Origin of the sequence: Dyadobacter psychrotolerans, assembly GCF_004349265.1 — a bacterium.
In the GTDB taxonomy this organism is placed as follows: Bacteria; Bacteroidota; Bacteroidia; order Cytophagales; family Spirosomataceae; genus Dyadobacter; species Dyadobacter psychrotolerans.
On the sequence record NZ_SMFL01000004.1, the window covers coordinates 644,495 to 656,500 of the forward strand.

The 12,006-nt window shown below is 40.4% G+C and carries 15 protein-coding genes and 1 tRNA gene; 7 read left to right on the forward strand and 9 right to left on the reverse strand.

The features are described from left to right. Window positions 1-207: 207 nt before the first annotated feature. Entirely contained in the window at window positions 208-741 is a 534-nt protein-coding gene (locus E0F88_RS14335; protein WP_131958935.1) for a hypothetical protein, read from the forward strand. Window positions 742-863: 122 nt separating this feature from the next. Here the strand turns inward: E0F88_RS14335 and E0F88_RS14340 are convergent, their stop codons facing one another. The 3 genes from E0F88_RS14340 to E0F88_RS14345 form a co-directional block, all read right to left on the reverse strand. Next, on the reverse strand, window positions 864-1,811 hold the full coding sequence (locus E0F88_RS14340) for a site-specific integrase (RefSeq protein ID WP_229213772.1): 948 nt from the start codon (window positions 1,809-1,811) through the stop codon (window positions 864-866). A 3-nt stretch (window positions 1,812-1,814) separates the two neighbouring features. Then, window positions 1,815-2,168, reverse strand: a complete 354-nt coding sequence (locus tag E0F88_RS34270; RefSeq protein ID WP_229213773.1) for an Arm DNA-binding domain-containing protein — start codon at window positions 2,166-2,168, stop codon at window positions 1,815-1,817. A 255-nt stretch (window positions 2,169-2,423) separates the two neighbouring features. Next, a tRNA-Lys gene (locus tag E0F88_RS14345) sits at window positions 2,424-2,496 on the reverse strand. Window positions 2,497-2,621: 125 nt separating this feature from the next. On the opposite strand from E0F88_RS14345, the gene E0F88_RS14350 reads away from it, so the two are divergent. Beyond that, window positions 2,622-3,356: an SH3 domain-containing protein gene (locus E0F88_RS14350; RefSeq protein ID WP_131958936.1), complete on the forward strand. Its 735-nt coding sequence runs from the start codon at window positions 2,622-2,624 to the stop codon at window positions 3,354-3,356. Window positions 3,357-3,438: 82 nt separating this feature from the next. Further along, window positions 3,439-3,876: a CHRD domain-containing protein gene (locus tag E0F88_RS14355; RefSeq protein WP_131958937.1), complete on the forward strand. Its 438-nt coding sequence runs from the start codon at window positions 3,439-3,441 to the stop codon at window positions 3,874-3,876. A 74-nt stretch (window positions 3,877-3,950) separates the two neighbouring features. Here the strand turns inward: E0F88_RS14355 and E0F88_RS14360 are convergent, their stop codons facing one another. The 4 genes from E0F88_RS14360 to E0F88_RS14375 form a co-directional block, all read right to left on the reverse strand. After that, window positions 3,951-5,186 (reverse strand): DEAD/DEAH box helicase, encoded by a 1,236-nt coding sequence (locus tag E0F88_RS14360; RefSeq protein ID WP_131958938.1) that lies wholly within the window; start codon window positions 5,184-5,186, stop codon window positions 3,951-3,953. 131 nt (window positions 5,187-5,317) lie between these two features. Beyond that, the gene (locus E0F88_RS14365) at window positions 5,318-5,617 is read right to left on the reverse strand and encodes a chaperone modulator CbpM (protein ID WP_131958939.1); all 300 of its coding nucleotides are present in this window, start codon (window positions 5,615-5,617) and stop codon (window positions 5,318-5,320) included. Window positions 5,618-5,629: 12 nt separating this feature from the next. After that, window positions 5,630-6,511, reverse strand: a complete 882-nt coding sequence (locus E0F88_RS14370) for a DnaJ C-terminal domain-containing protein (RefSeq protein WP_131958940.1) — start codon at window positions 6,509-6,511, stop codon at window positions 5,630-5,632. A 64-nt stretch (window positions 6,512-6,575) separates the two neighbouring features. After that, a complete protein-coding gene (locus E0F88_RS14375) occupies window positions 6,576-6,797 on the reverse strand; it encodes a VF530 family protein (protein WP_131958941.1) in 222 nt (73 codons plus the stop codon). A gap of 92 nt (window positions 6,798-6,889) precedes the next feature. Between E0F88_RS14375 and E0F88_RS14380 the strand changes: the two genes are divergently transcribed. Next, window positions 6,890-7,870, forward strand: coding sequence for a Gfo/Idh/MocA family protein (locus E0F88_RS14380; protein ID WP_131958942.1), 981 nt, complete (start codon window positions 6,890-6,892; stop codon window positions 7,868-7,870). A gap of 276 nt (window positions 7,871-8,146) precedes the next feature. On the opposite strand, the gene E0F88_RS14385 is transcribed toward E0F88_RS14380, so the two are convergent. Next, window positions 8,147-8,452, reverse strand: a complete 306-nt coding sequence (locus E0F88_RS14385; RefSeq protein WP_131958943.1) for a hypothetical protein — start codon at window positions 8,450-8,452, stop codon at window positions 8,147-8,149. A 10-nt stretch (window positions 8,453-8,462) separates the two neighbouring features. Next, window positions 8,463-9,107 (reverse strand): cysteine hydrolase family protein, encoded by a 645-nt coding sequence (locus E0F88_RS14390; RefSeq protein WP_131958944.1) that lies wholly within the window; start codon window positions 9,105-9,107, stop codon window positions 8,463-8,465. A gap of 317 nt (window positions 9,108-9,424) precedes the next feature. Here E0F88_RS14390 and E0F88_RS14395 point away from each other — a divergent pair, with 317 nt between their 5' ends. From E0F88_RS14395 to miaA, 3 genes are all read left to right on the forward strand, one after another. Beyond that, window positions 9,425-10,030 carry an outer membrane beta-barrel protein gene (locus tag E0F88_RS14395; RefSeq protein WP_131958945.1) on the forward strand — a complete coding sequence of 202 codons (606 nt, stop codon included), beginning with the start codon at window positions 9,425-9,427 and terminating at the stop codon, window positions 10,028-10,030. A 139-nt stretch (window positions 10,031-10,169) separates the two neighbouring features. After that, window positions 10,170-11,054, forward strand: coding sequence for a hypothetical protein (locus E0F88_RS14400; protein ID WP_131958946.1), 885 nt, complete (start codon window positions 10,170-10,172; stop codon window positions 11,052-11,054). Further along, window positions 11,051-11,995, forward strand: a complete 945-nt coding sequence (miaA, locus tag E0F88_RS14405) for a tRNA (adenosine(37)-N6)-dimethylallyltransferase MiaA (protein ID WP_131958947.1) — start codon at window positions 11,051-11,053, stop codon at window positions 11,993-11,995. The genes E0F88_RS14400 and miaA overlap by 4 nt, the downstream gene beginning before the upstream one ends. Window positions 11,996-12,006 lie beyond the last annotated feature (11 nt).

Sequence of the window (12,006 nt, forward strand, 5' to 3'; positions counted from 1 at the left end):
TTGTGACACAATCTGACATCTAGCCGATTGCGGTTAAGAGGCAATCAATGTTTGACAATACCAATGTGGCTGATGAAAGGAAGCAGGAAAAGTTATAACTATATATCCCTCGAAAAGAAGGGTTGGTGAGATAAAGTTTGATAATATGAATTAGAGTATTTTAGCGCCGTACTGGAATATTCATCGAGTTATAACAAGAAAATTAAAATGCCGGAGTTCAAATTCTACATCTGCGACGACGAGCGACGCGATCTCGTGAATCAATTAATTACGAAAGGGACGAAGGTCATTCCTGATCTCATGTATGATATTGCTAACTATCGAACGCTGAAAAATGGTAATGAGCTGTTTAATCACCTACAAAACAACGAAGTTGGCTTCTTGCTGCTCGACACCAGATTCGAGGTTGAACCCCTCGCGGTGTCAAAAAATAGATTTTCAGAGGAGCCTAAGTATTCTATATATCAACGTAAAGGTGGGCCATACATTAATATCTCCTTTTATACTGGCTACGCAAATGAGGCTTTGTTTCCCTACAAATGCTCAATAGTTGAACATTACTCGCATTATATTCACTCTGATAGTTCGATTGAATATGGCTCTCCCGATGGGTTAAATGAGTTTTACAAAGACCTCATAACGCTTATCAAGAAGCAATGCGCAATTGTCAAAAAAGACGGTAAAAATTTTTGGGTAGGCAAGCAAGTACTAGATATGGATCCTGAATTGAAACATTGGTAGCCTTGATTCTAAATTTCCGTCTAAATAAGCAACATCTCATTTTACTCGCATGTATGAGTTCGGAAGACAAGTCAGGAGAGCCTATTGATTTGTTTGTGAGTTAGTTATGATATAATTTTGCTCTACTCTTTTTCACCATCTCTCTCGCGATCCCCTCTCACAAACAGGAGGGGTCGTGAGAGAGATGGTGCAGCGCTAAGCTTCCGTGCAGATCTCTTAGAAAGCCGACCTTTCAAAGCCTGCATATCCTCACTCACCTTGGTATCTAGAATTTTCGCATAAATCTGAGTTGTCCGAATATTTGTATGCCCAAGCATTTTGGAAACACTCTCAATCGGCACGCCATTTTGCAAGGTAATAGTCGTCGCGAACGTATGCCTGGCTACGTGTGAAGTGAGAACCTGATCGATCCCGCAGATCACGGCAATCTCTTTCAGATAGTCATTCATCTTTTGATTACTCGGCACAGGCAAGACGAGGCCGCGTGATTCACAAAGCGGGTGATCTTTATATCTATCGATAAGTTGAAGCGCTTCTGGCAACAGCGGAATGTGCAATTTAACATTCGTTTTTGTCCGCTGGGTGAAAATCCACTGTTCACCATCAATTCCTCTTGCAATCTGCCTTTTTTCGAGCTTCTGGACATCGGAGTAGGCCAGGCCGGTGAAACAACAAAACAGAAAGGTGTCTCGAACTTGTGCAAGTCGATCACTCGCGAACTCTTTGTTAGCCATCAGGTCCAGTTCAGCCCACGTGAGGATCGCTTTGTCAACCTTCTTAAACTTGCCCTTAAAATTCAAATACGGATCAAAATTCATCCAGCCATTACCCCAACAAATGTTTACGATTTTGCGAAACATTTTCATGTGCTTCACAACCGCATTGTTGCCCATCTTGGGAACGGACCGCAGATAAAGTTCATAGTTGGCGATGAAAGCGAAATCGATACGGCTAATATCATAATCAGTCGTGCTGTAATTGCACTGTAAAAATGCCACGGTGTGACGTTCGAGCACCTTGTAGCGATTGAATGTTCCAATCGCATATTCCTGCCCAACCAATACCTTCATCCGCTAGTTGTGGTCAGCGATCACTGCCATCAATAACCGCTGCTTAGGACCGACGCCTGGATATTTGTTTTTGATCGTTTCCGCCGATATCAATGCTCCGTCACGAACCAGAGCGGCGTGGGCATCTAACAATTGCTGTTCGATATTGCCGAGATAGGCATTAACAGACTTCACCGCCTCTTTCGCACAAGTCACTCTGCCAGCAACCGCATTCCACCGGCTCGGCTCACATTCGCGCCCGGTCGTAAGTTCTGCTTTTTTACTTTCAACCGTAATCCGCAGATAAATTGGTGCCGGCCCTTTTTGATAATTTTTCGGGTTCTTCAAATAAAAAAGCAGACTGATCTTTGTTTTCATACCCTTTTTCAGGTTAAAAAGTTTAACAAAAGTAGTCTTGCAAGCCTGATCAGCACAAGATGTTTACTAGGTAAACATCTTGTTACACAGGGAGTTGTAGCGATTCTGGTGAGTCAAATTTGCAGATCTTTGAACTCACCGAATTACTCACCAAAAATCTGTGGAAAATTGAATATTTTGGGACAATCGGAAAAGAAAAAAGCCTGCTAATCGCTTGAATTGCAGGCTTTTGATGCTTTTTGTTATTTCTTCAAGTGATCCCGCTGGGATTCGAACCCAGGACCCATACATTAAAAGTGTATTGCTCTACCAGCTGAGCTACGGAATCATTTGCTGACTTTATTTCAAACTGTTCAACATTCAGTTTCGCAATTCAAGTAATCTTTCAACCTGTTGGATTAGCCGAAGCGTTTTCCGTTATTGCGATGCAAAAGTAGAATTCTAAAAAGTATAATGCAAATTCTGTTAAAAAAATACATTTCATTTTGGCTTTTAACGAGCCTCTTTTTTGCTTTTTTACCGGCCAAATCAGCCAGTATATCTGAGTTAAAAACTGCTGATTCTCTGTTTGCTATGGCTAAATATGCGGAGGCAGAAATATTGTACAAAAAAAACTTTACAGAAGATGAAAAAAATAATCAAAACCTTCTTTTGAAGCTTGCTTTTTTATCTGAAAAGACAAATAATGTTACCAATTGCCTGTTTTATTTAAGTAAACTCGCACTCGTCAGTCCTTCCCGCCGTCTTTTTGAAAAAATGGATAATTTGGCGGCTGAGCAAAATTTAAGTGGCTATGAATTTGACGATTACAATTATTTTATAATTTTTTACAGGCGCTATGGTGATTACATACCAATATTGCTCCTAACTTTGGGGGCATATATCGTTTTCATCATGATTTTGAAAACAAGGCGGAAAGAACCAATTTTGCAAATTCATAAGGTCTCAACGGTTGTATATCTTGTTATTTTGCTCGGTATGATAAATGTTCCGTCGTTATATAAAACGGGGATCATCATGAATGACAACACGTTTTTACGGGAAGAGCCCTCGTCGGCTTCCGGTGTTATTGAGATTGTGAGAAAGGGACACAAAATAACGCTATTTGGATCAGTCGATCATTGGGATCGGGTAATTTGGAATAATAAGATTGTTTATATTCGTAAAAATGACATTTGGTCGATTTAGTTAGACATTACTGGTATCATTTTTGTAGTCTGAAAAGTTTGTGTTTATATTTAAAGGGTACTTTATTAAAAATTAAAGCTGTATGAAAAAGCCAATGAAACGTATTTTACTATTTATGACCGGTATTGCCATGTTGGGTATGGCGTCTTCCTGTAAAGAAGAGGGACCTCACAAAGACGATATTGTTAAATTTTCGGCAACCATTAACAGTGCACCGACAGTTGGTACAGGCGCTTTTGAATACAATAAAGTTACCAGAGAGCTTTCCTACAATGTATCGTATTCCAATATTGTACCTTTTGCGGTAACAATCAATCATGCTACTCCGGGGTGGCAAAGAGGACCTGTGCTCGTGAACCTTCCTGGTTTCACAGCTTCACAGGTTACCGGCAAAACGCGTGTTCTAACTTTGGCTGAACAAACGGAACTGATCAATGGCCTGTTTTATGTCAACATCGCACCAAAGGACAATCCAACTAAAGAAGTTAGAGGTCAGATTTTGCCAAACGAACTCGATTAATTTTTTATAAAAATATAAAAGATGAGGCTGTTAGATTTGATTCTGACAGCCTCATTTTTTTGCCTAAGCATATATTATTTCTTCTTTTTCTTCCTTTTAACTCCTTCGTATTCTTCTACCTCTTTCATCAAACCTTTCAAATCGTAAGTTGTATCAGTTGTGAAATCCAGAGTTTCTGAATAATCGTTTGCGCTGATTTTAACGACCTCGATTGGTTTTCCCAAATACTCTTCAATTTCTTCAAGGATCGGTTTTTCTTCAGGACTGCAGAAAGAAACAGCAAGTCCTTTCTGTGTGCCTCTGCCGGTACGTCCCACACGGTGAACATAATTTTCTGCCTGCTCGGGCAAATCGTAATTTACCACATAGTCAACATTTGCAATATCAATACCTCTTGAACTGACATCAGTGGCAATTAATATCTTCGTTTCGCCTTTTCTAAACTGATTTAAAGCATCGAGGCGGTCGGTTTGATCTTTGTCTCCGTGAATGGTAAGACTTTTGATTTCCATCCTTTCAAGCGCTGCAAATAACCGTTCAGCTCGGACCTTTGTTCTTACGAATACAAGAATTTTACTTTCCGGGTTTTCCTTAATTACCCTTTCAAGGAAAAATCTTTTATCATCCATGCCCACATAAGCAACCGAATGCGTAATGTTTCTGGCAACCGGATTGTTCGGAGAAATCTGAATACGGATGGCATTTCTGACAAGTGAATAGGCAAGCTTCTTTATTTTTTCATTGATAGTAGCCGAGAAAAATAATGTCTGGCGGTTTTTAGGAAGGAATTTAATCAAATCCTGTATATCCTTTATAAAACCCAGATCGAGCATGTGGTCGGCTTCGTCCAAAACCAGTACTTCAATACGGTTCAGCTTGATATGTCCCTGGCTAACCAGATCAAACATTCTTCCCGGGGTGGAAATCAGCACATCAATCCCTTTTTCCAGCTGTGCAATCTGTGGTCCCTGTTCAACACCGCCAAACACACTAAATGCTTTTACTTTGGTATACTGTCCGATCCTGTCAAATACTTCTGTAATCTGGATGGCCAGCTCACGCGTAGGAACCATGACAATGCACCGGATGCCTTCCGAACGGGAAGACACTTTCTGATTGTGCAACATGTCGATAACCGGAATAGCGAAAGCTGCCGTTTTACCTGTTCCTGTCTGTGCAATGGCAAGAACGTCTTCACCCTTCATAATCGCCGGGATGGCTTTAAACTGAATGTCTGTGGGACGTTTAAATCCGGTTTTCTCCAGACTTCGTTTTATTTCCGGAGCAATATGGTAATCATCAAATTTCATAATAACGATTGTTCAAGTGAACCGCAAACGGGTTCACTTTATGTAACATGCGGCAAAGATACGTTCGTTATCGGTGTTTTACAGAAATTCCAGCAAATCGGATTATGGTGATAGGTTAAATTGGAAAATCGTTAATGCCTTTCTTCGTAAAATCTGAGCTTATTTTTAAGATTTATAATTTCCAGTTTCATCAGCTCCATCTGATCAAGGAGCGTATGGACCGCGCCGATACCCTCGGCATTAATTGCCAGATCATCATGCAGTCGGAGCATTCTTTCAATTTTATGCAGTTCCGGAATATGGATAAACTGTGTTTCCTTTACAAAAATAGTTTCAAGCAATCCAATTTCTTCCAAAGATTCTACGAAGGTATATTCCACGTTGTAGTATGTGCAAAACTTATCAGCAGCTATCAATTGATCCGTTTCCATATCTTTATCCGGTTACGATTTAGACAATTCTGTAAATAATTCCTTTTGTTTATCTGATAAATTGGTAGGGATTTTAACATTAAATGTCACATAGAGGTCTCCAAAACTTCCTTCTTTTTTGTAAACCGGAAAACCTTTTCCTTTTAGTCTGACAGCAGTGCCATTTTGGGTTTCGGGTTGTACGCTCAGCTTTACTTTTCCGCTGAGTGTTTCGATGATCAAGTCACCGCCCAGAACTGCCGTGTACAAATCGACATCTGCTTTGAGATGAATGTCACTGCCCGACCTTTTAAATTTGTCGTCGTTTGCCACGGTAAAAGTAAGGTACAGATCACCATTTGGCCCGCCGTTTGATCCGGGACCTCCGTGACCTGAAATCTTGATGGTTTGTCCGTTTTCAATGCCGGCCGGTACAGTTATCCTGATATTTTTTCCGTTTACATTTAAGGTCTGTTTATGTGTTTCATAAGCTTCCAGCAGCGTTAAATTAACTTCTGCTTTGTAATCCTGCCCTCGGAATCTGGTCTGTCTGCCGCCACCAAATCCCGAGGAGGAGCCGAACATAGATTCGAAGAAATCGGAAAAACCTCCTCCATCATCTCCTGCGTTCCATCCGGCACTTTGTTGTGCACGTCCTCTTGACTGCCTGGCTCTCTCATATTCTTCACCATGCTGCCAGTCTTTTCCGTACTGATCATATTTTTTACGTTTTTCAGGATCGCTCAGCACTTCATTGGCCTCATTGAGCTCCTGAAATTTCTTTTGTGCTTCTTTATCGTCGGGGTTCAGGTCAGGATGATATTTTCTGGCCAGTTTTCGGTATGCATTTTTAATATCCTTGTCCGATGCGGTTTTTTCTAAACCCAGTATCTGGTAATAGTCAACAAATGCCATAATTCAGTATATCTTATAAGTGGTCAATATCCGGATTGGTACTAACCGTGTTTTTCTTTTAAAGTTATTTTCTTTCGATCATTCGTAGGTAAAGATCTTCAACTTTTTTTCTTGCCCAAGGCGTTTTTCTCAAAAATTTGAGACTGGACTTGATGCTAGGTTCAAACTGAAAGCTGTTGATGTTTATATGTTGGCCCAACTCTTCCCAGCCGTAGTGATCAACGAGCTCATTGAGAATTACTTCCAGTGTTTTTCCGTGCAGCGGGTTATTAAGTTGTTCAGACATTGTTAAGATTAAATTTGCAATAAGTTAAAGCTAGTTCATTAGAATAAATAATAATAATGCTTAGGTATTAGTTCAAAAAATAATTCAGTTATATGGATCAGATTAATTGGGGAATAATAGGCTGTGGTAATGTTACGGAGGTCAAAAGCGGACCTGCTTTTAATAAAGTCGAAAATTCCCGGCTTGTAGCTGTGATGCGAAGAGATGCAGAAAAAGCTGCTGACTATGCCCAAAGGCATGGTGTTCCAAAATGGTATTCTGATGTGGACGAACTGATTAATGATCCAGCTGTCAACGCCATATACATTGCAACCCCTCCGGATGTGCACGAGGAATATGCCATAAAGGCAATGCGCGCAGGAAAACCAGTTTATGTGGAAAAACCCATGGCTCGCAATGCAGATGAATGCAGCCGTATGAATGCGGTCAGCAAAGAGACCGGCGTTCCGCTTTTTGTAGCGTACTACCGCCGCTGTTTACCATATTTTGTTAAACTGAAAGAGTTGATTGACAATAAGGTTATCGGTGACATACGGTTTGTAAATATCTGTCTTCAATGGCAGCCATACGAAGAAGAAGTTGGAAGTAATCCAAAACCGCGCTGGCGGGTGGATCCGGCAGTTTCCGGAGGAGGTCATTTTCATGACCTGGCTTCCCACCAGTTTGATCTGCTTGAATACATTTTCGGACCGGTTAACACTGCAAGTGGGATTTCACGTAATCAGGCTGGTTTATACGAGGCGGATGATATTACAGTGGCTAATTTTGAGTTCGAGTCCGGTATTCTGGGTAATGGAAGCTGGTGTTACACGGTAAACAAGATTCAGCGGGAAGATTTAGCAACCATCACCGGATCGAAAGGCAGAATTTCTTTTTCATTCTTCGAAAAGTTTGACATCATTGTTGAAACAGAGCAGGGTACCGAGATTTTTAATATACCTTATCCGGCACACGTGCAGCAACCGCTTATTGAACAGATTGTTAAAGATTTAAGAGGGGAGGGGAAAAGTCCAAGCAATGGGCAAACCGGAGCGCGTGCGAACCTGATTATGGACTGGATTACCGCAAAGTAAGCCTTGGTTTAACACTGGAATAACTGATGTTTGAAAAATGTCGTGTGGTAAATACCAAATTCAGAAGTATTTCAGTTATTTTACGAAAATTAACATTAAAAAATACTAGTCATGGCAAAGGGTAAAAATCTGGACAAAGGCAGTACCAAAAAGGAACCGGAGAAAAATCTCAAAGAAAAACGTGCCGAAAAAAAGGCTAAGAAAGACGGAAAAAAAGACTATTAATTCTGTATTGGCGGAGTCGACTCAAATACGTATCGACTCCGTTTTAGTTCGTCAGTAAATTTCCCGGTTGGTTTTATACTTTGCCAGCCGTTTCTTCGACCGGACAATCTTTGAATGTATTTTATTCTTTTCGTCCGGTGTCATGATGTCGTCGGCATTGGCTTTATCAATTGCGAGTTTAATGATATCCTGCTCCCGCTTCATCTTACCATATTCAATAGCTGTCAGTTTTTTAGCTTTGTAAGCGCTTTCAATTTCAGCATTTAGTTTTTTTAAATCTGCTTTAAAATTCTGTGCATTCGCAGCCTGCACAGTTATCGTTACAAATAAAGCAGCGATCCATTTTTTGTATTTCATAAATCAAGATTTACTCGTAACCCTTTCCTTTTAATTCCAGTACTGTTTCGTTGGTTAAAATTGAAATTAATTCGGTGTGCGACATGGGTTGGCTAAACATTGGAAAATCGCTTTTCAGCGCGTTGTCATGTTCTTCCTGGCTTAATGTTGCGCAACAGTCTGTAAGTGTAATTACGTTATATCCTTTGTCATAAGCAGTGCGCATGGTTGATTCTACGCAGCAGTTGGTCAGATATCCCGCCAGTACCACATTTTTTATGCCGCGACTCCGCAAAACAAAATCCAGATTCGTACTGGCAAAGCCACAAAAACTGCGTTTCCCCTCGATAATAATGTCTTCTTTTTCAGGGGTTAACATTTCAGAAAACTCTGTTCCCCAGGTATCTTTTTTAAATGCACCGTTATCAACCACACCTTTCATGATACCATAAGGTTTTGGTGTGACCTCATGATAATCGGAAGTAAACGAAATTGGAACGTAAATAATGTTTATTCCCGCCACACGCGCAGCTTTCACAGTATCTGCTGTGTTATGAAGCATGTTGTTTGCATCCATAACGCCTTTCACAGCACTGTGAAAAATGCCGCCTTCTGTTGTAAAATCGTTCTGAAACTCGATTAGCACGAGCGCAGTTTCTTTTGGGTTTAGCTCCATGACGTGTTTTGTTTAATTTTTAATGTTGTGAATATAACTCTTTAAACATCTTTTTCTTGTCTGAACCATCCTTTGAATGCGAGAAAATTCGTGACCGTTACGGTAAGCATGGCCTGGTAGCACCGGAAGAGTTTTGTCCGGTATTTCATTGAGTTGAGGAACAATTTGCACAGAACTTATTTGCTAAATTGCCTGTCCGAATTTTAGGATAGTTTTTAAATATTTGATTTGAAATGGTTTAGGTTGTGTTTGATCAAAAGCGCCATACTGGATTGATTTTATAATTTATCCGGTATTCATCAAACATAATTTAATTCATGAAAAAGTTTTTGATTCAAACAATAAGTGCAGCTGCTTTGGTACTATTTATAAGTTCGGCAGCCTCCGCTCAGCTTTCGTTAGGAGTTCAGGGTGGTTTAGCAAAATCAGATGTTGAAGATTCTAAAACAATCGTAGGTGGTGGTGTAAATTTAAGAGTATTCGCCTCACCACAGTTTGCAATAGGTGTAGCAGGTAAGTTATATGCTGATGGAAGCGATTACACCCTGGCCGGTCAGACGTTTGAAACAAAAGGAAGACTTACCCCAATCACAGGAACTTTAGATTATTACTTTTTAGACGGTCCGGTTCGCCCGTATCTTGGCGGTGATGCCGGTGTGTACCTTTCTTCATACAAAGCTGAATTAAATAATAGAACAGTTTTTGAATCAAAGACCCGCAGTAACTTCGGTGCCGCTCCACGTCTGGGTGTAGTGTTTGCTTTTGGAAATGTTGGGTTACAAATTGAAGGAATTTATCACTTTGTCTTTGGCAACCAGGATCACAGCGGAAACACAGGTTCAGCCAACAATATCGACTTTGAATCTACTTCGAAATTCGGAGGTGTGAATGTCGGTCTTATCTTTGGCCTGGGCGGAAAGTAAGATTGCAAGGCGCTGGGAATCAAAAGGGTATCAGTTATGATGCCCTTTTTCTTTTACCACCCAAATAAGAAAGCTACATTTGCCAGGCAACAGCAGATTTTACATTAATAATATATTCAGGATAAAATTGATCACTAGGTTGACATATCAGCAAGAAGTTTATGCCTGGCTTAGCGAATCAGATTTTGACTGCATAATTCAAAAAGATTCCGGGAAGCTTTTTGCTTCGATAGCGGTAATACGAAGTAAGAAGAAAATACTGGAAATCAAATTAATAGAAACTGAATTATGGTTGATGCCGTTTGCATCTGATGAATATGAAGCTTATTTGGTTGATCAGCAGCAACTTCGTCATTCCGGAATTGTAAGTGTTGTTCTTTGGGAAGATCTTTGGAAATTTAAAAAGAAGATAGTCCAATCCAGAATAAGTGCCTTATTGGGAAAATCAACCCGGATCCCTGGACGGCTCACCTACATTTCCCGGTTGCATAAAAAAACTTCGGAAACTTTCCTGGAACGTAATCATCTTCAGGGATCGGTATCATCCAAATACCGGTATGGCTTATATCTGCCAGCAAGGTATTTCCGGGTGCTTCCGGACGGTTTTGTCTCAAATGGAGAAAATCAGGATTTACTCGTAGCTGTTGCAACGTTTAGCAATGCGCGGATTTTTGCAAAGAACGAAAAGACGTTCCGGTCGCATGAGCTGATCCGCTTTTCTAACCTGCGTAACACCACGGTTGTCGGCGGCATGGATAAATTACTGTCTGCTTTTATTAAAGAATTTCATCCGGATGATATCATGAGCTATGTTGATCTGGAATGGTCTGATGGTGCCGGATATACCAAATTGGGATTCAATAAAATATCGGCAAAGCCATCGATGCAATTATTGCTTGATCCTCAAACCAATGAGCGATTTTCGGGAAAAAACATTCCTGAAAACAGGCAAGTGATAAAGATTACCAACGCAGGAAACCTTAAATTTGTCAAGACAATTAGTAAAAGTAATATCGAAATTTGAAACCTCTGCTGGTAATACTGGGTCCTACGGCCTCCGGAAAAACAAATCTGGCAACAAAGGTTTGTTCCCAAATAGGCGGGGAGCTCATTAGTGCAGATTCCAGGCAAGTCTATCGGGGCATGAACATTGGTACAGGAAAGGATTTGCATGAGTTCACAACGGAAGGGAAAACGATTCCTTATCACCTTATTGATATCCTTGATGCCGGCGAGCAATATAATGTAAATGAATTTCAAAAGGATTTTATCAGAGTTCACCAATCCATTCAGCAAAGAAATGCAGTTCCGGTTGTTTGCGGAGGAACAGGATTTTATATCCATTCACTTTTGAAAGGACATGCTTTTGGTTCAATTCCTGTAAATGAAAATTTGCGCGAATCATTGGAGCTGTTTTCTAAGGAAGAATTAGCTGAAAGATTTTCAAAAACAATATCCGGCTATAACGACCTGGCAGATACCTCCACCAGAAAACGTTTGATACGTGCGATTGAAATTTCGGAATATCTGATTGCTCATCCGGATGAAACTGCTGAAAGATTTGGCTCCAATCCTGGTTACAATGCGATCATTTACGGATTAAATCTTGCCCTTGAAACAAGACGCGACCGAATTACTACCCGTTTAAAAAGCAGACTTGAAAACGGGTTAATTGAGGAGGTGGAAGAACTGTTAGCTAAGGGACTTTCCGCAGAACAGCTCATATATTACGGTCTTGAATACAAATTTGTGACTATGTACCTGCAAGGTGAGCTCTCGTTAGAGGAAATGAGCAGTAAATTGGAAACGGAAATCCATCGTTTTGCAAAACGTCAGATGACCTTTTTTAGAAAAATGGAAAAGGATGGGCTGGTTATCAACTGGCTTGACGAGAATTTATCTGTCGATCAGAAGGCGAAACATATCGTTGCAGATTATCAAGGTAAATGCAGTTCAGAAATATAAAATAATTACAA

Bases quoted from the DNA above. Each gene is read 5' to 3' on its own strand.
- E0F88_RS14335 (WP_131958935.1), top strand. From the start codon at position 208: ATGCCGGAGTTCAAATTCTACATCTGCGACGACGAGCGACGCGATCTC.
- E0F88_RS14340 (WP_229213772.1), bottom strand. From the start codon at position 1,811: ATGAAGGTATTGGTTGGGCAGGAATATGCGATTGGAACATTCAATCGC.
- E0F88_RS34270 (WP_229213773.1), bottom strand. From the start codon at position 2,168: ATGAAAACAAAGATCAGTCTGCTTTTTTATTTGAAGAACCCGAAAAAT.
- E0F88_RS14350 (WP_131958936.1), top strand. From the start codon at position 2,622: ATGCAAATTCTGTTAAAAAAATACATTTCATTTTGGCTTTTAACGAGC.
- E0F88_RS14355 (WP_131958937.1), top strand. From the start codon at position 3,439: ATGAAAAAGCCAATGAAACGTATTTTACTATTTATGACCGGTATTGCC.
- E0F88_RS14360 (WP_131958938.1), bottom strand. From the start codon at position 5,186: ATGAAATTTGATGATTACCATATTGCTCCGGAAATAAAACGAAGTCTG.
- E0F88_RS14365 (WP_131958939.1), bottom strand. From the start codon at position 5,617: ATGGAAACGGATCAATTGATAGCTGCTGATAAGTTTTGCACATACTAC.
- E0F88_RS14370 (WP_131958940.1), bottom strand. From the start codon at position 6,511: ATGGCATTTGTTGACTATTACCAGATACTGGGTTTAGAAAAAACCGCA.
- E0F88_RS14375 (WP_131958941.1), bottom strand. From the start codon at position 6,797: ATGTCTGAACAACTTAATAACCCGCTGCACGGAAAAACACTGGAAGTA.
- E0F88_RS14380 (WP_131958942.1), top strand. From the start codon at position 6,890: ATGGATCAGATTAATTGGGGAATAATAGGCTGTGGTAATGTTACGGAG.
- E0F88_RS14385 (WP_131958943.1), bottom strand. From the start codon at position 8,452: ATGAAATACAAAAAATGGATCGCTGCTTTATTTGTAACGATAACTGTG.
- E0F88_RS14390 (WP_131958944.1), bottom strand. From the start codon at position 9,107: ATGGAGCTAAACCCAAAAGAAACTGCGCTCGTGCTAATCGAGTTTCAG.
- E0F88_RS14395 (WP_131958945.1), top strand. From the start codon at position 9,425: ATGAAAAAGTTTTTGATTCAAACAATAAGTGCAGCTGCTTTGGTACTA.